General features: G+C 66.4%; 22 protein-coding genes and 1 tRNA gene. 6 read left to right on the top strand and 17 right to left on the bottom strand.

Annotated elements, in window-relative coordinates; genetic code table 11:
* Positions 1-253 precede the first annotated feature (253 nt).
* Complete coding sequence (locus BEP01S_RS02560; protein ID WP_039211672.1) at positions 254-1021, bottom strand: cell division protein CrgA; 768 nt, start codon at positions 1019-1021, stop codon at positions 254-256.
* A 413-nt stretch (positions 1022-1434) separates the two neighbouring features.
* On the opposite strand from BEP01S_RS02560, the gene BEP01S_RS02555 reads away from it, so the two are divergent.
* The 4 genes from BEP01S_RS02555 to BEP01S_RS02545 all read left to right on the top strand — a co-directional run bounded on the left by BEP01S_RS02555 (position 1435) and on the right by BEP01S_RS02545 (position 4028).
* Positions 1435-2544: a class E sortase gene (locus BEP01S_RS02555; protein WP_082019063.1), complete on the top strand. Its 1110-nt coding sequence runs from the start codon at positions 1435-1437 to the stop codon at positions 2542-2544.
* 1 nt (position 2545) lies between these two features.
* Positions 2546-2716: a hypothetical protein gene (locus BEP01S_RS16905; RefSeq protein WP_039211671.1), complete on the top strand. Its 171-nt coding sequence runs from the start codon at positions 2546-2548 to the stop codon at positions 2714-2716.
* Positions 2713-3357, top strand: coding sequence for an anthranilate synthase component II (locus BEP01S_RS02550; RefSeq protein WP_062240266.1), 645 nt, complete (start codon positions 2713-2715; stop codon positions 3355-3357). Before BEP01S_RS16905 ends, BEP01S_RS02550 begins: the two co-directional genes overlap by 4 nt.
* 158 nt (positions 3358-3515) lie before the next feature.
* The gene (locus tag BEP01S_RS02545) at positions 3516-4028 is read left to right on the top strand and encodes a GyrI-like domain-containing protein (RefSeq protein WP_062240856.1); all 513 of its coding nucleotides are present in this window, start codon (positions 3516-3518) and stop codon (positions 4026-4028) included.
* A 114-nt stretch (positions 4029-4142) separates the two neighbouring features.
* Here BEP01S_RS02545 and pknB read toward each other — a convergent pair whose 3' ends face one another.
* The 7 genes from pknB to BEP01S_RS02510 all read right to left on the bottom strand — a co-directional run bounded on the left by pknB (position 4143) and on the right by BEP01S_RS02510 (position 13862).
* Complete coding sequence (gene pknB, locus BEP01S_RS02540; RefSeq protein WP_062240263.1) at positions 4143-6029, bottom strand: Stk1 family PASTA domain-containing Ser/Thr kinase; 1887 nt, start codon at positions 6027-6029, stop codon at positions 4143-4145.
* A gap of 116 nt (positions 6030-6145) precedes the next feature.
* On the bottom strand, positions 6146-7972 hold the full coding sequence (locus BEP01S_RS02535; RefSeq protein ID WP_083532463.1) for a protein kinase domain-containing protein: 1827 nt from the start codon (positions 7970-7972) through the stop codon (positions 6146-6148).
* Positions 7969-9438: a peptidoglycan D,D-transpeptidase FtsI family protein gene (locus tag BEP01S_RS02530; RefSeq protein ID WP_062240260.1), complete on the bottom strand. Its 1470-nt coding sequence runs from the start codon at positions 9436-9438 to the stop codon at positions 7969-7971. The genes BEP01S_RS02535 and BEP01S_RS02530 overlap by 4 nt, the downstream gene beginning before the upstream one ends.
* A complete protein-coding gene (locus tag BEP01S_RS02525) occupies positions 9435-11075 on the bottom strand; it encodes an FtsW/RodA/SpoVE family cell cycle protein (protein ID WP_083532462.1) in 1641 nt (546 codons plus the stop codon). The genes BEP01S_RS02530 and BEP01S_RS02525 overlap by 4 nt, the downstream gene beginning before the upstream one ends.
* Positions 11075-12436 carry a PP2C family protein-serine/threonine phosphatase gene (locus BEP01S_RS02520; RefSeq protein WP_235355255.1) on the bottom strand — a complete coding sequence of 454 codons (1362 nt, stop codon included), beginning with the start codon at positions 12434-12436 and terminating at the stop codon, positions 11075-11077. The genes BEP01S_RS02525 and BEP01S_RS02520 overlap by 1 nt, the downstream gene beginning before the upstream one ends.
* 53 nt (positions 12437-12489) lie before the next feature.
* Positions 12490-12999, bottom strand: coding sequence for an FHA domain-containing protein FhaB/FipA (locus BEP01S_RS02515; RefSeq protein ID WP_039211660.1), 510 nt, complete (start codon positions 12997-12999; stop codon positions 12490-12492).
* Positions 12996-13862 carry a DUF3662 and FHA domain-containing protein gene (locus tag BEP01S_RS02510; protein WP_039211658.1) on the bottom strand — a complete coding sequence of 289 codons (867 nt, stop codon included), beginning with the start codon at positions 13860-13862 and terminating at the stop codon, positions 12996-12998. Before BEP01S_RS02510 ends, BEP01S_RS02515 begins: the two co-directional genes overlap by 4 nt.
* Before the next feature lie 329 nt (positions 13863-14191).
* On the opposite strand from BEP01S_RS02510, the gene BEP01S_RS02505 reads away from it, so the two are divergent.
* Positions 14192-14275 (top strand) — tRNA-Leu (locus tag BEP01S_RS02505).
* Positions 14276-14531: 256 nt separating this feature from the next.
* On the opposite strand, the gene BEP01S_RS02500 is transcribed toward BEP01S_RS02505, so the two are convergent.
* The 9 genes from BEP01S_RS02500 to BEP01S_RS02460 all read right to left on the bottom strand — a co-directional run bounded on the left by BEP01S_RS02500 (position 14532) and on the right by BEP01S_RS02460 (position 24430).
* Positions 14532-15767, bottom strand: a complete 1236-nt coding sequence (locus BEP01S_RS02500) for a hydroxymethylglutaryl-CoA synthase (RefSeq protein ID WP_062240258.1) — start codon at positions 15765-15767, stop codon at positions 14532-14534.
* Entirely contained in the window at positions 15764-16867 is a 1104-nt protein-coding gene (locus BEP01S_RS02495) for a hydroxymethylglutaryl-coenzyme A reductase family protein (protein WP_062240256.1), read from the bottom strand. The genes BEP01S_RS02500 and BEP01S_RS02495 overlap by 4 nt, the downstream gene beginning before the upstream one ends.
* Complete coding sequence (gene fni / locus BEP01S_RS02490; protein ID WP_062240255.1) at positions 16864-18024, bottom strand: type 2 isopentenyl-diphosphate Delta-isomerase; 1161 nt, start codon at positions 18022-18024, stop codon at positions 16864-16866. The genes BEP01S_RS02495 and fni overlap by 4 nt, the downstream gene beginning before the upstream one ends.
* Complete coding sequence (locus tag BEP01S_RS02485) at positions 18014-19153, bottom strand: phosphomevalonate kinase (protein ID WP_062240253.1); 1140 nt, start codon at positions 19151-19153, stop codon at positions 18014-18016. The genes fni and BEP01S_RS02485 overlap by 11 nt, the downstream gene beginning before the upstream one ends.
* Complete coding sequence (mvaD, locus tag BEP01S_RS02480) at positions 19150-20166, bottom strand: diphosphomevalonate decarboxylase (protein ID WP_062240251.1); 1017 nt, start codon at positions 20164-20166, stop codon at positions 19150-19152. The genes BEP01S_RS02485 and mvaD overlap by 4 nt, the downstream gene beginning before the upstream one ends.
* Positions 20163-21134 carry a mevalonate kinase gene (mvk, locus tag BEP01S_RS02475; RefSeq protein ID WP_167348247.1) on the bottom strand — a complete coding sequence of 324 codons (972 nt, stop codon included), beginning with the start codon at positions 21132-21134 and terminating at the stop codon, positions 20163-20165. Before mvk ends, mvaD begins: the two co-directional genes overlap by 4 nt.
* Positions 21135-21218: 84 nt before the next feature.
* Entirely contained in the window at positions 21219-22475 is a 1257-nt protein-coding gene (locus BEP01S_RS02470) for an RNA polymerase sigma factor (RefSeq protein ID WP_062240247.1), read from the bottom strand.
* A gap of 13 nt (positions 22476-22488) precedes the next feature.
* Complete coding sequence (locus BEP01S_RS02465; RefSeq protein WP_062240244.1) at positions 22489-22881, bottom strand: YciI family protein; 393 nt, start codon at positions 22879-22881, stop codon at positions 22489-22491.
* Positions 22882-23044: 163 nt separating this feature from the next.
* Positions 23045-24430, bottom strand: a complete 1386-nt coding sequence (locus BEP01S_RS02460; RefSeq protein WP_241896956.1) for an FAD-binding oxidoreductase — start codon at positions 24428-24430, stop codon at positions 23045-23047.
* Between the two features lie 160 nt (positions 24431-24590).
* Here BEP01S_RS02460 and BEP01S_RS02455 point away from each other — a divergent pair, with 160 nt between their 5' ends.
* On the top strand, positions 24591-26414 hold the full coding sequence (locus BEP01S_RS02455) for a bifunctional 3'-5' exonuclease/DNA polymerase (protein ID WP_062240241.1): 1824 nt from the start codon (positions 24591-24593) through the stop codon (positions 26412-26414).
* The last annotated feature ends 61 nt before the right edge of the window (positions 26415-26475 follow it).

The following is a 26475-nucleotide window of genomic DNA, read 5'->3' as shown; positions in this document are numbered from 1 at the left end:
GCTCTATCCACAACGTGGATAACTTACACACGTGTATTTACCCTGGTCAGAAGCATAAAATAAGTTATCCACAAGCGACGCACCCGGCTTGGGTATAACTCGACGCTTGTGGATTGTTGATGACGGGCTGCGACTGTTGGGGTCAGTAAAGGTCCTGGTGAATGCAGATTGTCTGGTCGCTCCGCAGTGATTCTGAAGCTTGAGAATCACCGCAGTTCGACCAGACAATCGAAGCGATTGGGGCCTGGGCCGGCTATCGCCAGCGAGTGGACATGATCAGACCCGCCACGAAGAAGGCGAAGCCGATGAGGATGTTCCAGTTGCCCCATGCTTCGACGGGGAAAGCACCCTGAGTGATGTAGAAGGTGACGAGCCAGATCAGACCCACGATCAGCAGGCCGAGGAGGACCGGCAGGAACCAGCTCGGGTTCGGCTTGATCGTCTGCTGACCTGAGGTCGAGGTGTAGCTCGCAGTCTTGCGCCCCTGTGGGCGTTTGGCCGGATTGCCCGAACGGGACGTGCGCTTGGCGGCTGAGCCCTTCGAGCTGGTTGACTTGGACGCCGATCCCTTCGAACCGGAAGTCTTGGAGGACGATGCCTTGGAGTCGGAGGCCTTAGAAGCCGAGGTCTTCGTTGACTTCGCATCCTTCGTTGACTTCTCGTCCTTGGCCGAGTCGGACTTCTCGTCCTTCGACGCCTTGGTCTTCTTCGCGGCAGCCGCGGTGTCTGAGTCCTTCTTTGAGTCCTTCTCAGAAGTCTTGTCGGACGCCTCTTCGTCGGCGTCCTCGTCCGCGGATTCGTCCTTCAGGTCGTCCGCAGCAGACTCGGTCGCATCCGATTCGTCGTTCGCAGCTTCGGCGAGGTCGGTGTCAGCATCGTCGGCGACATCGGTGTCGAGCGTTTCGGTCTCGAGTTCCTCGACTTCGGTCGCCTCGACCGCTTCTGCGGACTCGGCCTGCTTCGCCTTGGCCGCCGACGAAGTGCGAGAAGTGCGCTGGGGGCGTCCTTTGGACTTGGCCACAAGTACTCCTTTGTCGGTCGACCGCCGTGGGGTCGCCGAATGAATGGTTGGGGACGATCGCAGACCAGTCTACTCGGGGCGGGGGTCTCAGTGAAAAACTCCGACTACCCTGAAAGCGGCCCGAGCGCGCCCCGAACGATGATTCTCATAGGATAAAGTGCATAGGGGTATCCCCGCCTGTCATCTTCGACGGCCCCCGACAATGCAGTGACAGTCACGGAGCAGAAGTGGTGAATAGTTCCTCCTCGGGTAACGAACCGGGCGTGAATCCGCCCTCGCGACCCACTATCCGGCCTGCTCAGAGACGGCAGGCTCCATCTGACTCCGCCGGCCAACAGCTCGGTCACGCCGCCGGTCGGTCTGCAGACGCTTCCGCTGCCTCGGGCGATCAGCCGCTGCCCAGTCGACGCGAGATGCGGCGCAGGGAAGCCGAAGCCGCCGCAGCCCAGGGTGAACCGACCGCCGTCTATTCCGATGCCCCGCCCGTCTACCAACAGCCCCAGCAACCTCAGCAGCCTCCGCAGCCCCCACAGGCCGCACCTGGCCAGCAGCATGGCCAGTCCACCCAAGCGATGCCCGCGGTCCCGCAGAACGCCCCCGCCGCGGCACAGCAGGCTCCCGCCGCGGCCGGGACCGGATACGCAGCCAACAACGCATACGCGGCCGCACCCCAGCCGGGCGGACAAGCTGCGCATGGACAAGCAACGCACGGCCACCTCGGCGAGGATCAGCCTCAGGGCCGCCGCGAGACCCGACGCCAGCGGCGACGTCAGCCCGTGGAACGCGAACCGCTCGGCCCGATCCGCGGCACTGTGCGCACCTTCGGCGAACTGTGCATCACGGCTGGTCTCGTCCTCATCCTCTTCGTCGTCTGGCAGCTGTGGTGGACGGACATCCAGGCCAACCGCGACAACGAAGTGCTCGCCGACGAACTCTCTCAGGACTGGGCGAACCAGGACCCGAACGAACTGCCCGACGATCCGGACGAACCCGTGGTCGCCGATCCCGTGGGCAAGAACGAAGCGTTCGGCATCTTCTACATCCCGCGCTTCGGCGATGACTACTACCGCACTGTGGCCGAGGGGGTCGACCTCGAACCCGTGCTCAACCGGATGGGCGTGGGCCGCTACCCGAATTCGGCGATGCCGGGCGAGGTCGGGAACTTCTCCATCGCCGGCCACCGCGTGACCTACGGCAAGCCGCTCAACCAGATCGCGAACCTGCGCCCGGGCGATGAGATCATCGTCCAGACGAAGGACGGCTTCTACACCTACACCTTCCGCAACTTCGACATCATCCTCCCCGATGCCGTCGAAGTGCTCTCACCCGTGCCGGACGCACCCGAGTTCAAGGGCAAGGACCGAATCCTGACGATGACGGCCTGCAACCCGATGTTCTCCGCACGGGAACGCTACGTCGCCTACGCCGAACTCACGGACTGGACGCCGGCCAGCGACGGAGCGCCGGACAATATCAAGGACTCGAAGGCCTACGACAAGGTCAGCAAGAACGGCGGTGCCTGATATGTACGCTTTCATCTGGCGGATCCTCCCGGGCAACTGGGTCGTCAAACTCATCTTGGCCCTCATCCTCATCGCGGCCGTCGTGCTGGTGCTCATGCAGTACGTCTTCCCCGTGATCGCCCCGTACATGCCCTTCAACAACGCCACCGTGACGGAGACCGGACAATCATGACCTCAATCCTCGTCATCGACAACTACGACAGCTTCGTCTACACGCTCGTGTCCTATCTGCGTGAGCTCGGCGCGGACGTCGATGTCGTCCGCAACGACGACATCCCCGCCGCCGAGATCGCCGACACCGTTACCGCCTACGACGGTGTCCTCCTGTCGCCTGGTCCCGGCGTGCCCGCCGAATCCGGAGTCTGCCCGCCCCTGCTGTCCTGGGCGGAGACCTCCGGAATGCCCGTGTTCGGCGTCTGCCTGGGCCATCAGGCCCTCGGCGAGGTGTTCGGCGCCGAGGTGACCCACTCACCCGTGCTCATGCACGGCAAGACCTCGGTCATCACCCACGACGGCGAAGGCATCTTCTTCGGCTGCCCGAGCCCGCTGACCGTCACCCGCTACCATTCGCTGGCGATCGTCGACGAGACCCTCGACCTCGAGAAGTTCACCGTCACCGCCCGCACCGACGACGGCATCGTCATGGCCATCGAACACCGCGAGAAGCCCCTGTTCGGCGTCCAGTTCCACCCCGAATCCGTGCTCACCGAATGCGGATACCTCATGCTCGGCAACTGGCTCGAGGTATGCGGCCTCGAGGGTGCCGCCCAGGCCGCGGCGGGCATGTCGCCTTTGGCGACCGCGATCGCCTGAGAATTCCCGCCGATCCCTGTTCTCAGGGTTCTCGCCGAGGCGGCCGATCGTTATGATCGTGAGCACAGTGATCCCTGTGCTCAGTTGATCCGCATCCGCGCCGGGATCCGTGCACGCCCGCAGTGCCGTGCACGACCGACGAACAGGAGACAGCGACGATGTCAGAACCGACCTATCTGCGCGAAGAACCGTTCACCGAACTCACCGTCATCGAGGTCCCGGCTACTCCGGCGGCGGTCGTCGAAGGCCGCGAAGTGCCCATGTCGGACCTGCCGGAACTCTTCGATTCCACGTTCAACGGGCTCTTCCCCGTGCTCTCCGAGGCGGGAATCGAACCCGCAGGACCGGCCTTCGCCCTCTACACCCGGCAGCCGAGCGAAACGGTGGATCTGCAGGTGGGGATCCCCACCTCGGCAGGACTGACGAACGCGCAGCCGATCGCCGGCGGTCATATCGTCATCCCCGCGGAGCTGCCCGGCGGATCCATGGCCGTGCGCAGCCACCTCGGCGGATATGACGGGCTCGGGGAATCCTGGGCGCAGCTGCTCAAGGACGCGGTGGCGGCCGGGCATCGCCCGGGACTGCCGTTCATCGAACTCTATGTCACCGAGCCCAGCCCCCAGGCGGATCCCGCCGATATGCGCACCGACCTGTTCCTCACCTTGGACTGAGAGACACCGACAGAGAGACATCGTCACAGACGCGCACAGATCATTCCCGGAGACGGCAACGGCCGGGTCAGTCGATGACTGACCCGGCCGCTGTGCGTCCGAGGACTGTGGGCCTCAGTTGCCGATGACTTCGGACCAGTTGTCGAAGAGCCCTCCGCCCATCGAATCCTTGTCCTTCTTATCCTTGTCTTTGTCCTTCTTATCGTCGTCTCCGCCGCCGTCATCGCCGGGAGCGGTCGGAATGCCACCCGGGATCGAGGGAATCGAAGGCGAGGGCTCCGGCGGCTTCTTGGCCACCTTCACGGTGATCTCCGAACCCTGCTTGACCTCGCTGCCGCCAGTCGCGGACTGTTCGAAGACCTTCTTCTCATCGTGTTCGTCGGTCTCGACCTCTTCGGTCTTGCACGTGAGCTGGTACTCATCACCCTCGAGGGTCTTGCAGGCCTCCTCGGCGGTCTGACCGGTGACATCGGGAACCTCGACCATGCCCGAGGACACGACGAGATCGACATTCGAATCGACGTCGACTTCCTGACCGTCACCGGGCTTGGTCTCGATGACCACGCCCTTCTCCACATCTGGCGAATTCTGGGAGATATGGGTGCCGGCCTGCAGCTTCGCGTCGTTGATGACCTTCCGCGCCTCTTCCTCGGTCTTGCCGGAGACATCGGGGACCTTCACGGACTCGGGGCCCGACGAGATGATCAGCTTGACCACGCTGTCCTTCTCCACGCGCTGACCGCCGGGAGGATCGGTCTCGATGGCCTTGCCCTCGTCGACCTCTGCGCTGTACTTCTCGTCGCGGTCGACTCGCAGGCCCTGTTGGATGAGCGCTGCCTCGGCCTCGTCGGCATCCATATCGGCCACATCCGTGACCTCGACCTGGACGATCGGTTCGGGTTTGTTGATCTCGTACACCCACAGCGCCACCGCGGCCAGGGCGAGGAGAACGAAGATCGAACCAATCCAGACCCAGGCGCGCGAACGCTTCTGCGGCTGCCGCTCCTCCTGGTTGGACATGATCGTCGAGACGGGGCCGGTCTCCGGAGCCGGCTCGGCCTCTGCGGCATGAGCCATCGGAGCGGTCATGGGCGGGGCCATCATCGGGTACGCCTGCGTGGCCTCGACGTCGTCCTCGAAGCTCATGGGGCGACCGTCGCGGGCGGCGAGCACGTCCTCACGGAAGGTGTAGGCGTCCTGGTAGCGGGCGTCGCGGTCCTTCAGCAGTGCGTGGAGGAGGAGCCTGTCGACGGCCGGTGGGATGCTCTGGTTGTAGAAGCTCGGCGGCTGCGGAGTCTCACCGACGTGCTGATAGGCCACTGCCAGCTGGGAGTCGCCGACGAACGGGGGACGGCCGGCCAGAAGCTCATAGAGCAGGCAGGCGGTGGAATAGAGGTCGGAACGGGCGTCGACGACCTCACCGCGCGCCTGTTCGGGGGAGAGGTACTGGGCGGTGCCGACCACCGACTGGGTCTGCGTCAGTCCCGAGTTGTCCTTGAGTGCTCGGGCGATCCCGAAGTCCATGACCTTGATGTCACCCTCGGGGGTGAGCATGACGTTCGCAGGCTTGATGTCGCGGTGGACGATGCCGTTGCGATGGGAGTACTCGAGCGGAGCGAGGACTCCGGCGATGACGTTGAGGGCCTCGTCGACGGTGAGTGTGCCGTGTTCATTGAGGACTTCGCGCAGCGTCTGACCCTCGACGTATTCCATGACGATGAAGGGCACGGACACGGACGAGCCACCGGATTCGACGAATTCCTCTTCACCCGAATCGTAGACGGAGACGATTCCGGGGTGATTGAGACCGGCCGCGGACTGCGCCTCGCGCTTGAGGCGGGTGTGGAACGAGGGATCGCGGGCGAGATCGGAGCGCAGAAGTTTGATGGCCACGCGACGCCCGAGACGGTTGTCGACGCCCTCATGCACTTCTGCCATGCCCCCACGGCCGAGGAGCGCACGAACTTCGTAACGCCCCGACAGCACCTTGGGTTCACTCATGTATGTCCTCCGCTTGTCTCACCCGGTCTCTGGGTTCATTCTCACCTGAACCGAGTCGAGTTCCAGTATCTCAAACTCTTCGTTTCTTCTGACCGCTGCTCTGAATCGCTCAATGTCTATTCATTGCCGTTGTTTCCGTTCGGGTTGCCGCTGGCATCCGAGCTGCTCGCCGAGCCCGAATTGCTGCCTGCCCCGTCATTGCCGCTGTTCGGGTTCGAACCGCCCGAGGCGTCGGCCGAATCCCCGGAGCCCGAAGAGTCCGTCTCACCGGACGTGTCCGTCGAACTCGAGGAGTCCGATTCGCTCGACGTCTCGGAGTCCGATGACGAATTCGACGAAGTCTCGGAGTCCGAACCGGTGTCGCTGTTCGCCGAATCAGATCCGGAGTCCGAACCCTGATCCTGCGAATCCGAGGAGGAACCGGAGTCCGAGCTCGACTCCGAGTCGTTGCCCAGACCCGAATCGGAACCGGAGTCAGAAGCAGGTTCCTCGGGCTGTTCGGCGGGACCGGCCGAGATGTAGAGGGTCACGGTGTCGCCTTCTTCGAAGGTGTATCCGTTCTCGCCCTCGCCGACGTCCGCGACGGTCCCGGCTGCCCGATCCGAGTTGATATCGGTCGTATCGACCTCGAGCCCCTTGTTCTCGAGGTTCTGCGTCGCCGAGGATTCCGAGAGTCCGATGTAATCGTTCTTATCGATCTCGATCGTCTTCGCCGCCTCCGAGGTGGGGGCCGAGGTGGACGGGTCCGGTTCGGGTTCGGCATTGCCCCCGCCGAGGAAGAACCACAGCAGGGAGCCCACGGCGATGAGCGCGATGATCGCGAGGATCCAGATGAGGACGCGCCCCTTGTTCGACTGCCTGTCCTTCTCGAGATCCTGATTCTGCGGATCGTTCGGGTCGAGCTGTCCCGTATTCGCAGCTGCGGCACCCGCACCTGCTGCACCGGCGCCGACGATTCCGGCTGCGGCACCGTTCGGGTACACCTGAGTGGCGTCGTTCGAGGAAGTGACGGGCAGGGTCTTCGTCGTGGCTGCCGGCTCCGGGTTGTTGAAGACCTGGGTGAGTGCCTCCGACGCGGCAGCACCGTGACGCATCTGCGGCACGAGCTCCTCGGCTCCGGCGATGTCCCCGGCCGAGAGCGCCTCGGCGGCTTTGGCGACCTTGAATGCATCCGAGGGTCGACGTTCGGGCTTCTTCTCCAGCAGGCAGTCGACGAAGCGGCGCAGCGGTTCGGAGACCGTGTCCGGCAACGGCGGATGCTGCTGATTGACCTGGGCGATGGCGATGGCCACCTGCGAGTCTCCGGTGAAGGGTCGCTGACCGGCCAGAGCCTCATAGGCGATGATGCCCAGGGCGTAGAGGTCGGATCCGGGTCCCGAACCCTTGCCGGTGGCCTGTTCTGGAGCGAGGTACTGGGCGGTGCCCATGACCTGCCCGGTCTTCGTCAGCGGTGCCTGGTCTGTGACTCGGGCGATGCCGAAGTCCGTGATCTTCACGCGGAAGTCCGGCGTCATGAGGATATTGCCGGGCTTGATGTCACGGTGGATGACGCCCACCTTGTGGGCGGCGCCGAGGGCCTGAGCGGCCTGGGTGACGATGCTCAGAGTGTCGGTCTCGGACAGAGGTGCGCTGCGTTCGATGATGGCCGACAGGGCCTCACCGGGCACGTACTCCATGACGAGGTAGGGCGAACCGTCCTCGTCGCCGTAGTCGTAGACGCCGGCGATTCCAGGGTCGGAGACGCGACCCATGTTCTGGGCCTCGGCGCGGAAGCGGGCGAGGAAGGTCGATTCGGAGAGGTACTCGTCCTTGAGGATCTTCGCCGCGACCTCACGGCCGAGCACGGAGTCCACACCCTTCCAGACCTCGCCCATGCCGCCGACGGCGATGCGGGAGGTGAGTTTGTAACGGTTGCCCAACAGGGTGCCTTCGACGGGTCTCATTTCTCGACCACCGCTTCCATCATGTTCTTCGCGATCGGTCCTGCGACCGTCGCACCATAAGCTTCGCTGCCCGCGTTTCCGCCGTTCTCAACCACGACCGCGACCGCGATCTGCGGGTCATCGGCCGGGGCGAAGGAGATGAACCAGGCATGGGGTGCCGCACCCTTCGCGTGCTGGGCGGTTCCGGTCTTCGCAGCGACCTTCGTATCGCCCATCTTCGCCACCGAAGCGGTGCCGTTCTCGACCACACCGGTCATCATGTCGGTGAGTTTGTCGGCCGTGTCTCCGGAAACGGGACGCGACATCTGGTTCGGCCGGGTCTCCGAGATCGGTTCGAGGGTGTTCGCATTGAGCACCCGATCCACGAGCTGGGGTTTCATCATCTTTCCGCCGTTGGCGATTCCCGCGGTCATCATCGCCATCTGCAGCGGAGTCGAACGGACTTCGTACTGACCGAGCGAGGACTGCGCCAGCTGCGGCGGGTTGAGGTCTGAGGGGAACGAGGAGGGGGTGACGTTGAGCGGGATCTCGAGATCCTCGCCGAAGCCGAACTTCTCCGCCTGCTTCGCGATCGCATCCTCGCCGAGGTCCATGCCCAGGGATGCAAACGAGGTGTTGCAGGATTCGGCGAGCGAATCCGCCAGGGTCGGCTTGCCGCCGTTGCGGCAGGCACCCGGATGCGAGTTGCCGATCGTCGCCGTCGTCTGCGGCAGGTCGAGCTTGGCGGGACCGTTGAGCTGAGAATCGGGTTCGTAGTCCCCGGATTCGAGGGCCGCAGCCGCGACGAGGACCTTGAAGGTCGAACCCGGCGGGTACAGATTGCCGCCGATGGCCCGGTTGTAGGCGGGCTTGCCCTCAGCGGCTTCGAGGTTCTTGAACGCCTCACTGGCCTGAGTCGTGTCGTGGCTGGCCAGGTCATTGGGGTTCCAGCCAGGTGTCGAGACCATGGCGAGGATCTTCCCGGTCTTCGGGTCGATGGCCACGGCCGCACCGTTCTGGTTGCCCAGTCCGTCCCAAGCCGCCTGCTGCACCTTCGGGTCGATCGTCAGCTCGACCGCGGCACCGCGCGGCTGCTCACCGGTGAAGAAGCTGCCGACCTTGTCGTAGAACAGAGCATCGGAGTCGCCGGAGAGGTAGTCGCCGACGGCCCGTTCCATGCCCGAGGCGCCGGACACGACCGAGTAGTACCCGGTCAGCGAGGCATAGGCCCGGGGATCGAGGTTGTCCGAACCGTACTTGCGTTGGAACTTGTACTTGTCATCGACCGGTTCCGAATACGCGATCGGGGTGCCGTCGACGAGGATCGGACCCCGATCACGGGCCAGCTGGTCGAGGACCCGCCGGTTGTTGAGCGGATTGTTGTTGAGCGAATCCGCAGTCAGGTACTGCACCCAGCTCGTCGATCCGAACAGGAGCGCGAACATGACGAATCCGACGACGGCGATATGCGTCAATGGCTTCTTCATCGTTCACCTCCGGTGGGTCCTTGGTCGCTGGAATCGGTGTCGTTCGGTGTCCCGCCGCGCTTCCGCGCGCGGACATCCGCGGGCGGAAGGTTCGTCGTCGGGGCTTCGCCGTCGAACTCACGGGAACCGGCCGGCGGCAGGTTCGTCGTGGGGGCATCTTCGTCGACGGTGCGCGCCGAGGATGCCGAGCCCTGGGCACGGACGTCTCCTTCCGCGTCCGCTGAATCCGACTTCGCCGCGGGAGCACCTGCGGGAACGGGCTGCGGATCCTCGGTGATGGTGAGCACTCCGGTGTGGAACTCCTCCACGGGGCGCCTGGCGTTGTCCGAGATGCGCAGCAGCAGGGCGATGATCATCCAGTTCGCGATGAGCGAGGATCCGCCCTGTGCGAGGAACGGGGTGGTCAGACCCGTCAGCGGGATGAGGCGGGTGACGCCGCCGACGACGACGAAGACCTGCAGAGCGATTGTGAACGACAAGCCCGTGGCCAGCAGGGTGCCGAAGCCGTCGCGCAGCTGCTGGGCGGTGCGGATTCCGCGCTGGAAGATGAAGAGGTAGCACAGCAGGATGACGAAGAGCCCGGCAAGGCCGATCTCCTCACCGAAGCTGGCGTAGATGAAGTCGGATTCGGCGTAGGGGACCATATTCGGTCGGCCCTCACCGAAGCCGGTGCCGATGAGCCCGCCGTTGGACATGCCGAACAGGCCCTGCACGAGCTGGTAGGAGCCACCGGGGGTCTTGTTGTATTCCTCGGCGGTGAGCGCATTGAGCCAACCGGACACACGCTGCCCCACGTGGGAGAAGAGGAACGTCGCGGCGACCGCGCCAGCAGAGAAGAATCCGAGGCCGAGGATGATCCATGAGACCTTCGAGGTGGCCACGTAGAGCATGGCGACGAAGAGACCGAAGAAGAGCAGCGAGGTGCCGAGGTCGCGTTCGAACACGAGGACGCCGACGCTGGCGACCCAGGCGACGATGATGGGTCCGAAGTCGCGCAGACGCGGGAAGCGGATGCCGAGGATCTTCGGTCCGGCGGCGACGAGCTGGTCCTTGTAGGTGACGAGGTAGCCGGCGAAGAAGATGGCAAGCAAGATCTTCGCGATCTCACCGGGCTGGAAGGACAGGGGGCCGACGCCGATCCAGATGCGGGCACCGTTGATGGTCTTGCCGATGCCCGGGATGAGCGGAAGCAGGAGGAAGACGAGAGCGGCGAAGCCCGAGACATAGGTGTAGCGGCGCAGCCAGCGGTGGTCGCGCACGACGAAGATCACTGCGATGGCCAGGCCCACGCCGAGAGTCATCCACACCAGCTGGGTCATCGCCGAACCGAGGTATTCGTCGCGGCCGAGGTCGACGCGGTAGATCATGGCCAGGCCGAGCCCGTTGAGCAGCACCGCGATGGGCACGAGTACGGGATCGGCGTACTTCGCCTTGATCCACACGACGATGTGGAGGATGACGCCCAGTGCCGCCAGCCACGCGGCATAGCCGTAGACATTGGCAGGGATGGTGTCTTCGACGCCGAGGCCGACGAGAGCGTAAGCGCTGGTGGCGACGGCGATTGCCAGGATCAGGAGACCGAGCTCGGCCAGACGGTAGGTTCTGGGGCGCGCGGTCTGCGAGGGAGCCTGGTTCATCACTGCGACTCCCGGGTGATGGCGTCACTGGGGTCCGCGGACTTCGAATCCGGAGGTGAGGGGGCCGGATCGCTCGGACTCGTCGAGTCCTCGACGTCGCCGGACATGCCGGAGGAGCGATCGGATTCCTTGCGCAGATTGTCGATGATGCGATCGGCCTCATCGCGTGAACCGGCGGGAATCGATCCGCGCAGCCGATCCTGGGAGTAGCTGTTGAGGCTGCCGACCTCGATGTCCGTGGTGTCGACGAGGCGGCTGAGCTCGATGGGCCCGAGCGTGGTGTCGAGGCCGCGGTAGAGGGAGACTTTTCCCTCGTCGTTGGCGACGTAGTACTGGTGGCTGACGTAGTTATAGGCGAAGAATCCGCCGACGGCCAGCGCGACGATCACAATGGCGGTGATGATCCAGCCGAGATAGGACCTTTTCTCGACCTCTTCGTCGAGGTCGTCCTCCTCGTCTGCGGCGGTGTCGGTCCGCAGCTGCTGAGTAGTGCCGTCCCGGGCTTCGACGTCTTCGCCGTCCACGGTCTGGATCGGTGCGGTGTCGGCGGACACGTCGTTGTCGGCGAAGGTCTCGTGGGCTTCGGTGTCGACTGCCGCGTCGGGGTTCGCGCCGATCGCGGCGTAGCGGGGGTTGAGGTGGACGGAGCCGACGGAGATGCCTTCGGCGGTTTCGACTTCGCCCTCGAGGACATCGCCGATGACGACGGTGACGTTGTCGGCTCCGCCGCCGGCCAGGGCCAGGTCGATGAGCTGACGGCAGGCCTCGTCGGGGTCGGACACCTCTTTGAGCACGCGGGAGATGTCGTCGAGATCGGCGAAGCCGGTCAGGCCGTCCGAGCACAGCATCCAACGATCGCCGACCTGAGCTTCGCGCAGGGACAGGTCGAGGTCGGGGGAGGCCCCGACGTCGCCGAGGACCTTCATCACGACCGAGCGCTGCGGGTGGGTCTCGGCCTCCTCGGGGGTGATCCGGCCTTCGTCGACGAGCATCTGCACGAATGTGTGGTCGTGGGTGATCGGCTGGAGTTTGTCGTCGCGCAGCACATAGCCGCGGGAGTCTCCGATGTGGGCGAGAGCGAAGCGGTTGCCGGGGGCGCGCAGTACCGCGGTGACGGTGGTGCCCATTCCGGCGAGTTCGGGCTGTTCGCCGACGCCGCGGCAGATGCGGTCATTGGCTTCGAGGATCGAGGTGCGCAGCAGTTCGAGGGCGTCCTCGCCTCCGGGGGCTTGGTCGAGTTCGGCGAGGCGGGAGACCGTGATCGCCGAGGCGACGTCTCCGCCGGCGTGACCGCCCATTCCGTCGGCGATGAGTAGGAAATTGGGTCCCGCGTAGCCGGAGTCCTGGTTGTTCTTACGCACCAGCCCGGTGTGAGACCGGGCTGCCGAACGGAGAGTGATGGTACCGCCGGTCGTCACGATTGGGTCTCCAGGGTCGTATGTCCGATGGTGATCCGGGTGCCGATGGCCAGCCGAATGGGCCCGGTCATGCGTGAACCGTCGACGATGGTGCCGTTGGTCGAACCGAGGTCTTCGAGCATCCAGGCGCCGTTCTTCGCAGAGATCCGAGCGTGATGGCTGGAGGCGAAGTCGTCATTGATGATGATCGTGTTGTCGGGAGCCCGACCGAAGGTCACGGGTGCCCCCGAGAGCATGAGCGTCTGCCCGGCCAAGGGGCCATCGGTGATGCGGATGGTGCCCGGATGGGCGTGGGCGACCGGGGCGGCCGCCGGACGAGGTGCGGGAGCCGGACGGGACGGTGGCGTCGGGGCGGACTTGGAGCCGCCTCGGCGAGATTTTCTTCCGGCGCGAGCCTTCCGCGGGCCGAAGATGTCGCGACGGAGGACTCCGGCGACTCCGAGGACGAAGAGCCAGAGGATGATGAAGAATGCCAACCGGAAGACGGTGACGGTGAATTCGCTCACTGGGCGTCCCGCTCGTTGTAGTGGACCTCGGCCTCTCCGGCCAGGAGGATATCGCCGTCGGACAGGGTCGCCGATGTCAGTTTGCGGCCGTGCAACAACGTGCCGTTCGTCGAACCGAGGTCATTGGCCACGGCACGGTCGCCCTCGACGACGATCTCGAAGTGACGACGTGAGACGCCGGGGTCGTCGATGACGAAGTCTGAGCTCGACGAAGAGCGGCCGAAGGTGTTCGTGCCCTGCCGCAGCATCTGCGTGCGACCGTCGATGGTCACGCTGGCTTCGATGGAGCGAGCGGGTGCAGGTGCCGGTGCGGGACGGGCGGCGGGGTTCGCGCGCGGTGCCGCGGCCGAGGCCGAACGGGCGGGTTCGGGGGTGCGGCGTGGGGTCACGGGCCGGGAACCGGAGTTCGGGGATTCGCCGACGATCGGATTCGCACGCGAGATCGGGTCGTAGCCGCCGCGGTTGGCGGGCTGAGCGGCAGGAGATCCGTCGGGACGCTGTGTCGAGGACACGACGCGGTACATTCCCGTGTCGAGGTCGTCGGCGAGAGCGAATTCGACGGAGACGGGGCCGACGAAGCTGTAGGCCTGTTCGACGGCGTGGTCGCCGACGACCTGGCGCAGATCGGAGCGCAGCTCGGTCTCGAGGCCGGCAAGCCGGTCATGATCGGTCTGCGAGAGTTCGATGACGTAGTGGTTGGCCGTCAGAGTGCGGCCGCGGGAGACCACGGCAGCTTTGTTGTCGGCCTCACGGCGCAGGGCTCCGGCGAGTTCGACGGGTTCGACCTGGGATCGGAAAGCCTTGGCGAAGGCGCCGTTGACAACGTTCTCCAGCCCCTTCTCGAAGCGATCGAGTAACCCCATGGCACCTCCTCATCAGGTGTTGCCGTTGCCGGACGAACTCTTCGCCAAGCGTCTTTGAGTGCTCTGACCAGGTGGTCCTGATCACGTGCACTCTGGGCACATCAACACCCAATCCTAACGCGGTGAGGCTCTCAACTCACGTCACGCGTGTTCGCGGGGCGAAGCTGTGCCGGGATTCCCTGCGCGCGTCCAGGGAAGTTCGAGGGAATGCAGACGGTGCGGGCGGGCGGCGGTGCGGGGCAGAAATGTGAGGGTGGACACGTTTGAGCCGATTCGGCATTCTCGGTTTTATGTTTCGCCATCTCCGATGCTAGAGTTTTACCTTGTTCGCGCGAGTGGCGGAATTGGTAGACGCGCTGGCTTCAGGTGCCAGTGGCCGCAAGGTCGTGGGGGTTCAAGTCCCCCCTCGCGCACAGCGAATGAGAAGCCCCTCACCGGGATCTGCAGAAGGTCCGGTGAGGGGCTTCTTCGTGTCTGTAGCACGTGTCTGTAGCAGTGGGTGCGAGTGCCGCTCAGCGGCTGGCGCGGGTAGCCAGCGCCAACGGCACTGTTTGAGGTGAGCAGCCCTAGTTTGAAACAGGGCTGCTCACCCTAAACCGTGCAGAACGCGAAATGGTGCTGGTTGGCGGCCTTCCACGTGGGGTCGGCGTCAGGAGCCGGGGAGCAGGCTCAGGCGCGCTCGTAAAGGCGGGCGCGGCCTTTGATTCCGGCGAAGCGGAACGGTCCCGCGGTCACCTTCGGAGTCGAGACGTCCTCGGCGCTGGAGAGTTCAGCGGCGTGAAGGGCGCGATACTCATCAATGGACAGCGGCACGCGGGCGTCGAGGGCCTCCGTTACGGCCTGACGGCGCGAATGCTGCTCGTAGCCGGGGACGACGCGAGCGGTGAAGAATTCACCGACGCTGCCCGAGCCGTAGCTGAAGAGTCCGATGCGCTTGCCCGCGAGATCCTCATCGTGATCGAGCAGCGAACACAGTCCCGCGTAGAGAGAAGCTGTATAGGAGTTGCCGAGGCGACGGTTGTACAAGGTGCTCGTGGCCAGTCCCGTATCGCGCGGGCCGGCAGCAGCGACGTTCGAAACGTCAGTACCGGCAGCGCCGGAACCCCCCGCGACGATCTCCGTGTCGAGATCCTCACCGGTGAGGCCGGCGAGGTGGACCTGCGCCTTCTTCGCCATCTTCGTGAACGGCTGGTGGTAGAGCACACGGTCGATCTCGGCCATCTCCGGTCCGCCCTGAGCGGCCAGATCGGTCCAGGCTCCCGTGAGCGCATCGAGGTAGGCGGTCACCGACAGAGCACCGTCGACGATCGCGGTCGTCGAATCGTTCGGGCGCCAGAAGTCATCGACATCGGCCGAGTTGAGACCGGAGACCGGCTCGATCTCGAGCAGCTTCGGATTCGCAGAGACGAGCATCGCCACGGCACCGGCGCCCTGAGTGGGTTCACCGGGGGTGTCGAGCTCATAGCGGGCGACATCCGAGGCGATGACGAGCACCCGCTGACCCGGAGAGCGCGTGATGATGCCGACGGCGGCCTGCAGGGCCGCAGTCGCCGAATAGCAGGCCTCTTTGACCTCGACGACCCGCATCTGCGACGGCAGCTCGAGCAGCGAATGCACGGCCATGCCCGCAGCCTTCGACTGGTCGATTCCCGATTCGGTGGCGAACAGCAGGGTGCGGATGCCCTCGGTTCCGCTGCGCGCGATGATCGGCGCGGCGGCCGCGGCAGCCATGGTCACGACGTCCTCGTCGGGAGCCGGGAAGCTGAACTCGTCCTGGCCGAGTCCGAGGTGGAACTTCGCAGGATCGGTGCCGTTCGCCTCGGCGAAGTCATCGAGCTTGACGACATGATGGCTGGTGGCCAGTTCGATGTCGTCGATGCCGATCGGTGCAGTGCCTGAAGTCATGCGGCCTCGCCGTCCTCTCGCTGAGTCTCGGCAGCGCGCTGCTCATCAGCCTTGCGTTCCATCTGACGGTGAGTGTCCATCAGCTCACCCGGGTTCGTCTGCGCGGCCAGCAGGGACAGCTCACCGCAGAGCACGGTGGCGGCCATGAGCGCTGCCAGGCGACGTGAATTCGCTCCCGGCTCGCGATCTTCGCGGCAGCCGAGACGCTCCAGCGCCTCATCGACATGAGGCAGATCCTTGCCGTTGCCCACGGTGCCGACGATGAGGTGCGGCAGAGTCGTCGAGAAGTACAGGCCTTCGGGGCGGTTCTCCGCGTACGTGATTCCCTGCGAGCCTTCGACGATGTTCGCGGCATCCTGACCCGTGGCCAGGTAGAACGCGAGCAGCATATTCGCATAGTGGGCGTTCGCCGAGCGCAGGGCGCCCGCGATCGTCGAACCGACGAGGTCCTTGCGGATGACGATCTCCGTCATCTTCTCCGCGGTCGAGCGCAGGCGGCGCTCGACGACCTCATGGGGCAGGAGGATCTCGGCGACGACATTGCGTCCGCGTCCGAGGATTCCGTTGACCGCGGTGGCCTTCTTGTCCGAGCAGAAGTTGCCGGAGACCGACCCGTAGTCGAGTCCGAGATTCCACGACAGGATGCGCTCCATGAGCGAATCCGAAGCCTGGGTGACCATGTTGTGGCCCGAGGCGTCATTCGTGCGGAAGGCGAAACGGACGAAGAGCAGGTTGCCGACGATCTCGGGATGGATCTCGATGAGCCGGCAGTGATTGGAACCGGCTTCGACGACCGCTTCGAGTTCGGGAGTCCGGTGGCGGATGGCGCGCGAGGCCGCCTCGGCGCCGATGGCGGATTCGGCCACGAACAGCACGGACCGGGTCATCCGCTCATCGACGATGACGGTGCGGATCCCGCCCTCGATCTCACGCGAGATCGACGCCCCGCGACCCACGGAGGGCCACAGCGGGGTCTCATACGTTGCCAGGGGCACAGCCACCTCGGTGTGGGTGCCGTTCGGAGCCAGCGCTTCGCCGCTGACCCGCAGGGGACCGACCCACGTGGTCGGGATCCCGGTGATCGTGGTCTGCTGATTCACAGCTGATTCCTCCTCGAAAGAGCGTCGGTGCGGTGCGAGAGCGCGGTGGCGTCGATTCCGCGCAGACGGACGAACTCGCCGAGGCGGCCCCGAGTGAGCAGGTCCGTGCCGGTGAGATCCGTGGATCGTTCGGCCCCGAGCAGGGCGAACAGAGCCGAGGTCTGAGTCTGCCAGGTGCGCACGAGGTCGACGAGCCCGTCCGGACCGTGGTCGAGCACGGTCTGCAGGAACGTGCCGGCGACGCCGACGGCGCGAGCACCGCAGGCCAGTGCCTTCACGACATCATAGGGGTTGCGCACTCCGCCGGAGGCCAGGAGCACGCGGTTCGAGACTCCGTCGTCCATCGTCGTTTCCGTCGTCCACTCGGGTGGGGCGTCGAGCAGGCAGGCGAGTGCCGACTGGCCGAAGCCGGTGAGCATGGAGAAGTCAGCGGCCGGTGAGCGATCGTTTTCGATGCGCAGGAAGTCCGTGCCTCCGGCGCCGGAGACATCGGCGAACTGGACTCCGATCTCGGCGAGCAGCGTGAGGGTGCGGCGGCTGAGGCCGAATCCGACCTCTTTGACGACGACGGGCACGGGACAGGCGGCGACGATGTCCTCGAGCCCGGACAGCCACGTGGAGAAGTCGCGGGTGCCTTCGGGCATCGCGGTCTCCTGCACGGGGTTGATGTGCAGCTGGAGGGCATCGGCGCCCAGCAGTTCGACGGCGCGGCGGGCATCATCGGCGCTGCGACCGGCACCGAGGTTGCCCATGACGAAGCCGTCCGGGTTCTCCTCACGGATGACGGTGAAGCCCTTCGCAGCTTCGGCATCGTCGAGCGCCACGCTCATCGATCCGCAGGCCATGGGCAGACCGGTCTCGGCGGCGGCGATGGCCAGGTCCCGGTTGATCTTCGCCGTGGTCTCCGTGCCGCCGGTCATGCCATTGACATAGAAGGGAGTCGGCCAGGTCCACTCGCCCAGTTCGACGCTGAGGTCGACGCGTTCGGGGCTCGTGCCCGAGAGCGCATGGTGGACGAACTCGAGGTCGTCGAAGTCGGTGCGGCGGGGGCCTTCGGTCTGCTGCGCCGAGGCGAGGCGAACGTGGTCGTCTTTGCGGGAGGCCCGGGAGGCCTTGGCCTCCGGTGTCTCAACCGATGCCGGGGTCTCAGAACTCATCGATCTCGCCTTCCTCTCGGTGGGCACCGAGGTCTAGTGGTCGGATTCCGGCGGCTTCCCAGCCGCTGAGAATGGTCTGCGCTTCGGTGTGGGAGTGGGCGAGGGCGATTCCGCAGTCACCGCCGCCGGCGCCCGACGGCTTCGCGGCGGCACCGTGGGTCTCGGCGATCTCGCACAGATCGTGCAGGGCTTCGGTTTCGATGAGGCTGCCCGTCGAGTCGCTCAAACGCTGCAGCAGGGCGCGCACTGAGCGGATCGTGGTCATACCGGCCTCGGCGTCGTCGGCATCGAAGGCAGCCACGAGATCGTCGACGAGAGTATGGGACTCCGCGGCGAAGGACACGAGCGGGCGGGGCTTCTCCGGTGCAGGGGTCGACTCGGAGTACTCGGCAGAGGATTCGTCCGTTCGCTCACTCGGGGTGTGCACGCGTTTGACGAGATGTTCGGTCGAGGCAGGTGACCCGGTCCAGCCGACGAGGAGGTCGACCGAGCTCGGCGGGGTGACGCGCCTGGCCGAGCAGCCGGCCCATTCTGCGCAGGTCATGGCGGAGACGACCCCGTGGGCTTCGCGGTGAGCGTGCAGGGCAGCACGGTCCGGGGAGGAGTAGCGGATCCAACCGCCGAAGGTGCTGGCGGCAAGATCGCCGCCGGAGGCCTTCGTGGAGATCGCGATGGTCGCGAGGACCGCGAGTTTGAAGCGTTCGGTGAGGGTGAGGCCGAGTTCGTAGAACTCATCGAGAGCGGCGATCGTCGCCACGGTCACCGCCGCTGAGGAACCGAGACCGAACTTCCGCCCGTCGGCGTCATTGAGTTCGCTGGAGATCTCGAGATCGAAGTAGCGGGGGCGGGCACCGCGGCCGGAGCGCAGCTCTTCGACGGTGGAGATCGCCGAGAGCACATAGTCGAAGGGACGCTCATCGACGATGATGTGCTCACCATCGTCTTCGCGCCGCCAGATGACGGGAGCCTGGCCGTATTCGCTCGAATGGATGCGGCCGGCGCCTTCGCTCTCGGTCAGCCGCACGGTGATGCACCGGTCGACGGCGATGAGGACGGCGGGTTGTCCGGGTTCGACGACGGCGTACTCGCCGGCGATGAACAGCTTGCCGGGGGCCCGGGTCTCGATCATGCCCGGCTGCCTTCACCCGCAGCCGTGGTTGCTGCGTCTGCGGGCGGGACTTCGTCATCGGCGGTGAGCAGGTGGGCTCCCGGTCCGGGGCCCACGACGCGGACGTCGCCGAAGCCGGAGAGCTTCTCGGCCAGCGCCTCGGCGTCATGGGGGCGGACGATGACGGCGACGTTCGGGCCGGCATCGGCTGTGGAATAGGCTTCGATCCCGTTCTCGCGGGCCTCGGCCACGGCGTCGAAGATCGCGTGGCTGGTCGGGTTGAGGAAGCGGATCGGCGGCACGGTGGACTGGATGAGGCCGTGCATGCGCAGGGCGTGGGATTCGGTGATCTCACCGATGCGGGTGAAGTCCCCGGCGGCGCAGGCGGCGACCATCTGCTCCAGATAGTCCTCGGTCGAGGACACCCAGCCGGAGTAGAAGGGAGAGGTGGCGGCGGTCAGGCGCATGGCCTCGCGGGAGGACACGGCCTTCCGGGCCCGGTTGACGGTGACGATGATCATCCGCATATCCGGGGCGGGCACCGTCTCGGCGAAGGAGGAGGCATCGTCGCCGGCATGCCAGACGGCGATTCCGTCGGGAATCGAGCGGCAGGCCGAGCCTGAACCGCGGCGTGCCAGACGGCTGAGGTCCTTCGGATCGAGATCGAGGTCGAACGCCGCGGCGGCCGCTGTGGCCAGAGCCGCGAATCCCGACGCCGAGGAGGCCAGGCCGGCACCCGTGGGCACTGAGTTGCGGGACCGGACGAGGACCCGGTCATCTCGTCCGGCCAGAGCGCGGACATGGTCGAGGAAGGTGGAGATCCGGTCCGTCTGACCGGCATCGGCGAGGGTGCCGTCGAGTTCGAGGACATCGGAGGACGCGTCCGGAGCGGGCACCACGGTGGTTGTGGTCTCGAAGTGGTCGAGGGTCAGCGACAGGCTGCCCGCAGCGGGCAGGATGAGCTCCTCATCGGCCTTGCCCCAGTACTTGACCAGGGCGATGTTCGGATAGGCCCGCGCCGTCGTCGTTCTCATGTCGGTCTGACCTCCGTCGTCCAGGTGCGGGGTGCTCCCGCCTTGCGCAGGGCTTCGGCGAGTTCTTCGGCCGAAACATCGTCATCGGCCAGGGCCAGAACGCAGCCGCCGAGCCCGCCGCCGGTGAGCTTGGCTCCCCGGGCTCCGGCCGCGGTGGCGGCGTCGACGAGAGAATCCAGGGTCGGGGTCGAGACCCCGATCTCGCCGAGGAGGCTGTGCGCTTCGATCATGCGTGCACCGATCGTCGCCCGATCACCGGAGCGGATGTCGTCGACGGCGGCATCCGTGAGTGCGGCCAGACGGTCGATCATTCCGCCGATGCGCGTGGGATCGGCGTCACGGCGGGCACGGACCCCTCCGACCGCCTCGGCGGTGGAACCGTGATGACCGGAGTCCGCGAGGACGAAGACGAGGCGCTGACCGACGTCGATGGTCTGTGCGCACCCGGTCTGGAAGCGGATGGGGGCGGGTTTCGCCACGGCCCAGGCGTCGATTCCGCTGGGGCGGCCATGGGCGACGGTTTCGGCCGCCTGCACGATCTCGTGGAGGGTCTCCTCGTCGAAGGCCGTTGAATGCAGGTTCGCAACGGCGCGGGCCACGGAGGTGGCCACGGCGGCGCTCGACCCCAAGCCGCGGCTGTGGGGGATCGCCGAACGGATGAGCAGCTCCACCTCGGCGTCGGGATCGCCGACGGCCTTGAGCGCGGCGTTCAGTCCGGCGACGACGGGACCCATCGGCTCCGGAGCGGTCTGCGCGGTGCCGGAGAACAGCTGACTCTCGATCCGGGTCTCCTGATGCGGGGACCGGCGGATATCGGCCTGGACTCCGAGGCCGTGCAGCGGCACGGCGACGGCAGGGGAGCCGTAGACGACCGCGTGTTCGCCGAAGAGGATCGCCTTCGCATGGGCGAAGCCCTGAGAGGTGCCCTGGGGCGCCGGCGACGGTTCGGTCTGAGAGGAATTGTGCATGCAGAAGGGTTTCGGAGTCTGTGGATTGATTTCACCATCATATGCCGTACCCCCGCCCATCCCGAAGACGAGGTGACCTCCGTCTCAGGTGAGCCCTACTGAGAGGTAGGCGCGTTCGGCAGGGTCGGTGGTCAGGTCGAGGGCGCGCCGACGGGCGGCGGCCGCCTCTTCGGTGCGGCCGAGGCGGGTCAGCAGATGAGCCCGCAGCACCCAGGCCGGTTGGAAGGCCGAGAGACGTTTCGAGTCGGCGTCGAGCGCGTCGAGTGCCGACAGTCCCGCCTCGGGGCCGTCGACCTCCGCGAGGACGGCCGCGCGGGAGACCGAGCCGCCGAGGCTCGGGGCGATGGCCTCGAGGTCGTCGTGGAGGCGCAGGAGCATCGGCCAGTCCGTGGATCCGGTGCGGATCCCTGCCATATGGAGGAGCTGGATGGCCGCCTCGAGTCCGAAGCGACCGACGTGTCCGCAGCGGTGGACCTCGACGAGGTGGCGCTCGCCCGCCTCTGTGAGTGTGCGGTCCCAGAGGTCGGGGTTCTGATCGGAGAGGGGAACGAATTCTCCGGCCTTGCTGCGGCGAGCGGGGAAGCGGGCGGCGGAGAGGTGGATGAGGGCGGCCAGTCCGTGGGATTCGCCGTCGCCGGGGCACAGCTGCGCGACGAGGCGTGAGAGGTAGAGGGCTTCGCCGATCATTCCGTCTCGGGGCTGGGTCGCCGCATGAGCCCATTCGCTGGCGAAGGCTCCGTAGATCGTCTCGTGCACATCGGGAAGACGGGATTCGAAGTCGAGGCGGTCGGGACTGCCGAAGGCGACGCCGAGACCGGCCACACGCTTCTTCGCCCTGGTCAGGCGAGCGGAGACGGTGGCAGCGGGCAGGGCCATGGCAGAGGCGATCTGCTTCGCCGTCATCCCCATTACAGCCGAGAGCATGAGCAGCGGCCGTGCCGGCGGGTCGATGTCCGGATGAGCGCACGCGGCGAGGAGTTCGAGTCGACGGTCGGGCAGGGCGTCGGGGTCGCCGTGATCGGTCCCGAGTTCGGAGGCACCGGCGCCGAGGCGGTCGATCGTCTCCTCGTCGAGGGCGGTCGAGGTCCGCGCCGCCGCCGATTTCCACACGTCTCGGCGGGCATTGAGCGCCACACGGTAGAGCCAGCCTTCCGGATTGGCGGGCGGTCCCTGGTCCCGCCACGCTGTGACGGCACGTTCGAGCGCAGTGGACAGGGCATCCTCGGCGCCGGAGATATCACCGTCGGCGGCCGCGATGAGCGCGATGATCCTGCCCCAGCCGTCCTGGGACAGGATCATCGCGCGTTCGGCAGGATCCGTGATCTCTGCGGGCTCGGTCATCTCGGTGAGGCGGTCAGGAGGACTGGCCCGGTCGGGTCCAGGCCCCGTCGACAAACGAGGTTGCGGCGGGGCGGACCTCGATCGTGCCGTAGTCCGTGCCGGGGAACTTCTCGGCCCAGGCCAGTGCCGCCTCGGTGTCGGGCACGTCGATGACGACGACCCCGGCCAGGGCCTCCTTCGCCGCGGCGAAGGGCCCGTCCTCGATGACGACCTCGCCCGTCCGCCGGGTCACGGTCTTCGTTTCGGTGTGGGGTGCGAGCATCTCCCAGGCGACGAAGACTCCGGCCGAGGTCAGGGCCTGGCCGAAGTCGTCCATGAGGCGCATCATCTCCTGGATGTCCTCTGCGGAGGGGGCGGGGCCGTCGGCTCCGGGCTCGGGTGCGTGGAAGATCAGTGAGTAGCGCATGGTTCGCTCCGTTCCTTCTGTGCGGCCGCGTTTCGGCCGCTCATCGTGAAGACGATCGAATCAACGTCGATTCGACACCATGCTTGAGATTCTTCCACGTAATCCCTCCGCCGAGGCGGCAATGCCCTAACCGGGGCGGCACTGACCTCGCCCGGCAGGGTCCTCACACGAGCCCGGTGTAGACCGATCCCGGGTTGAAGATGTTGTCCGGATCGAGGGCCTGCTTGATCTTGTGGTTGAGATCCATGACGTCCTCGCCGAGGTAGGGCGCGAGCCACGGGGCCTTGAGCCGGCCGACGCCGTGCTCGCCGGTGATCGTGCCGCCGAGGCCGGTGGCCAGGTCCATGACCTCGCCGTAGGCGATCTGCGCGCGCTTCTGCTGTTCCTCATCCTTCGGGTCGAGGACGAGCAGCGGGTGCGTGTTGCCGTCGCCGGCGTGGGCGATGACGGCGATCGTCACGTCGCGGTCGGCCGAGATCTTCTCGATGCCGAGCACCAGATCGCCGAGCTTCGGCAGCGGAACGCCGACGTCCTCGAGCAGCAGCGCACCTTTCTTCTCCACGGCCGGGATCGCGATCCGGCGGGCCGTGACGAAGGCTTCGCTCTCCTCGGGGTCGGTGGTGAGGTAGCACTCGGAGGCTGCGTTGCTGTTGCAGATCTCTTCGATGATCGCCGCCTGCGCGCCCGCGTGCTCGCCGGGTTCGTCGGACTGGATGACGAGCATGCCCTCGGCCTCACGGTCGAGGCCCATCTTCAGCTCGTCCTCGACAGCGTTGATCGAGGGCTTGTCCATGAATTCGAGCATCGAGGGCCGCATGGCCTTTGCGATGTCGAGGACGGCGTTCGTGGCGTCGGCGAGCTTCGGGAACATCGCGACGACGGTCGTCGGGGGCAGCTGGGCGGGGATGAGACGCAGGGTCACCTCGGTGATCACGCCCAAGGTTCCCTCCGAGCCGACGAACAGCTTCGTCAGGGGCAGACCGGCGACGTCCTTGAGCCGGGGTCCGCCGAGCTTCACAGCCCGACCGTCGGCGAGGACGACGGTCATTCCGAGGACGTAGTCCGTGGTCACGCCGTACTTCACGCAGCACAGTCCGCCGGCGTTCGTGGCGATGTTGCCGCCGATGGAGCAGAACTCGAAAGATGAGGGGTCCGGCGGGTACCACAGGCCGTGCTCGGCCGCGGCGGCCTTGACCTCGGCGTTGAAGGCGCCCGGTTGGACGGTGGCCATACGGGTGATCGGGTCGATGCTGATCTCGCGCATCTTGTCCAGGGACAGTACGATTCCGTCGTCGATCGCGGAGCTGCCTCCCGACAGGCCGGATCCGGCACCGCGGGGCACGATCGGGATCTTCGCCTCGGCGGCGATGCGCACCACCGTCTGCACCTCTTCGGTGGAGGTCGCCCGGACCACGGCGACGGGCACCCCGGCGTCGGGATCGTTCGCCCGGTCCCAACGATAGGCGTCCATCGAATCGGGATCGGTGATGACGGCGTCGGCCGGCAGGGCGGAGGTGAGAGAGGAGACAACGTCCATGTCGTGGTTCATGCCTTTCGAGCGGAGTTCGGCACCCGGAATTCGCTCTTGACGTTACCAGGATCACGTTCGCCGCAGACGGCCAGGGTCAGGGTGCGGACAGGCGAGCAGGCACGGTGCGGGCGGGCTTGCAGGAGGCGGTCGAAGAGGGCCCGCGGCGTAGGCTGGATCCATGACCTCCGCCCCCGATCAGCCGCCCGCCGCCTGCGTGCTCGGTACGCTGCCCGGCCCCGGGTTCGAGGGCCGTCGGATCGGGATCGTCGACCTCGACCGTGAAGGTCGGGAGATCGGTCGGATCGACCTCGCCGAGGATGCCCTGCCCGACCATGTCCGTGACCGTGAGACCGGGGCCGGGGGAGGGCGGAACGGGACTGAGGGAGAACAGAACTGGGTCCGCCCGCGGTGGATCTTCAGCGACACCCCGAAGTGGTATCCGCCCCTATTGGCTGCCGGAGTGAGCATCGAGCGCTGCCACGATCTGCGGCTGACACACGCAATACTCGCCCGCTCCGAACTCGTCACCGCGCCCGAGGCGCTGCGCGCTGCCTCCGATTGGGACGCCGCGCCCGCCGATGCCGCCGCACCCGAACAGGCGGCCGCTCTCTTCGACGTCGATGCCGGGCGCGGTTTCATCCCCCAGGTTCCGCACGATCTCGAGGCGGCCCTGGCCGAATATGCCCGGCAGACAACCGCGATCGAGACCGCGAGCGATTCCGGACGGCTGCGGCTGCTGCTGGCCGCGGAATCGGCAGGAGGACTCGTCGCCGCAGAGATGCGCGCGGCCGGAGTGCCCTGGGACGAAGCCGAACACGACCGGATACTGACCGAACTGCTCGGACCCCGGCCGATCCGCGACGGGAAGCCGTCGAAAATGCTGGCCAAGGTCGAGGAGGTGCGGGCCGCCCTCGACGATCCGCGGGTCAACCTCGATTCGCCGAACCGGCTGCTTGCGGCCCTGCGGAATGCGGGAATCAACGTCGCTTCGACCTCGAAATGGGAGCTGCGGACGAGCGAGCATCCCGCGATCGAACCCCTCCTCGAGTACAAGAAGATGGCGCGTCTGCTGTCGGCCAACGGCTGGCACTGGCTCGACGAGTGGGTCGATGAGGGCCGCTACCGGCCCGTTTATGTGCCCGGTGGAGTCGTCACGGGGCGGTGGGCCGCCAGCGGGGGAGGAGCCCTGCAGATTCCGCGGCAGCTGCGGCCGGCTCTCCGCGCCGACGAAGGGTGGCGGCTCGTCTCCGCCGATGTCGCTCAGCTCGAACCCCGCGCGCTCGCCGCAATGTCCGGTGACCGGGCGATGGCCGAGGCCGGTTTCGGACGCGACCTCTACTCCGGGCTCGTCGACGCCGGTGTCGTGGCCACCAGGCAGGAGGCGAAGATCGCCGTCCTCGGTGCGATGTACGGGTCCACGACCGGTGAGGCCGGGGCCCTGGTGCCGCGGCTGCGGCAGAATTTCCCCGCGGCGATGCACCTCGTCGATTCCGCCGCCGAGGCGGGACGACAGGGAGGAGTCGTGTCCACCTGGTTGGGTCGGACCTCCCCACCTCCGAGCGAGGGGTGGCAGAGACTGCAGAGGGCAGCGAACCGCTTCGACGCCACCGGCGCCGATGAGCAGAGAGCACGGCGGGCCGCCGGAGACCACGGAAGATTCACCCGGAACTTCGTCGTGCAGGGCACCGCTGCCGAATGGGCACTGGCCTGGCTGGCGGACCTGCGGCTGCGCCTGGAACGGCTGCCGGAGATCGATGGGGCACCGGAAAGTCGGGTGGCTGCTCACCCGGCGGCCGCCTCGGGGCCGGTCTTCTCCCGCCGAGCCCACCTCGTCTTCTTCCTCCATGACGAGGTCATCGTCCATGCCCCGGCCGAACAGGCCGATCAGGCGGCGGAGGCGATCAGGGCGGCGGCCGCCTCGGCGGGTCGATTGCTGTTCGGGGACGCCCCCGTCGATTTCCCCCTCGACCTGAGCATCGGCGAGCGGGCGATCAAGGACTGAGCCGAACGATGGGGCGGCGTGACGAACTGACGAGTGAAGAATAAGTCCACGTGCATGGAAT

Source organism: Brevibacterium epidermidis NBRC 14811 (genome assembly GCF_001570805.1).
GTDB lineage: Bacteria > Actinomycetota > Actinomycetes > Actinomycetales > Brevibacteriaceae > Brevibacterium > Brevibacterium epidermidis.
This window is presented reverse-complemented; position numbering and strand designations above follow the sequence as displayed.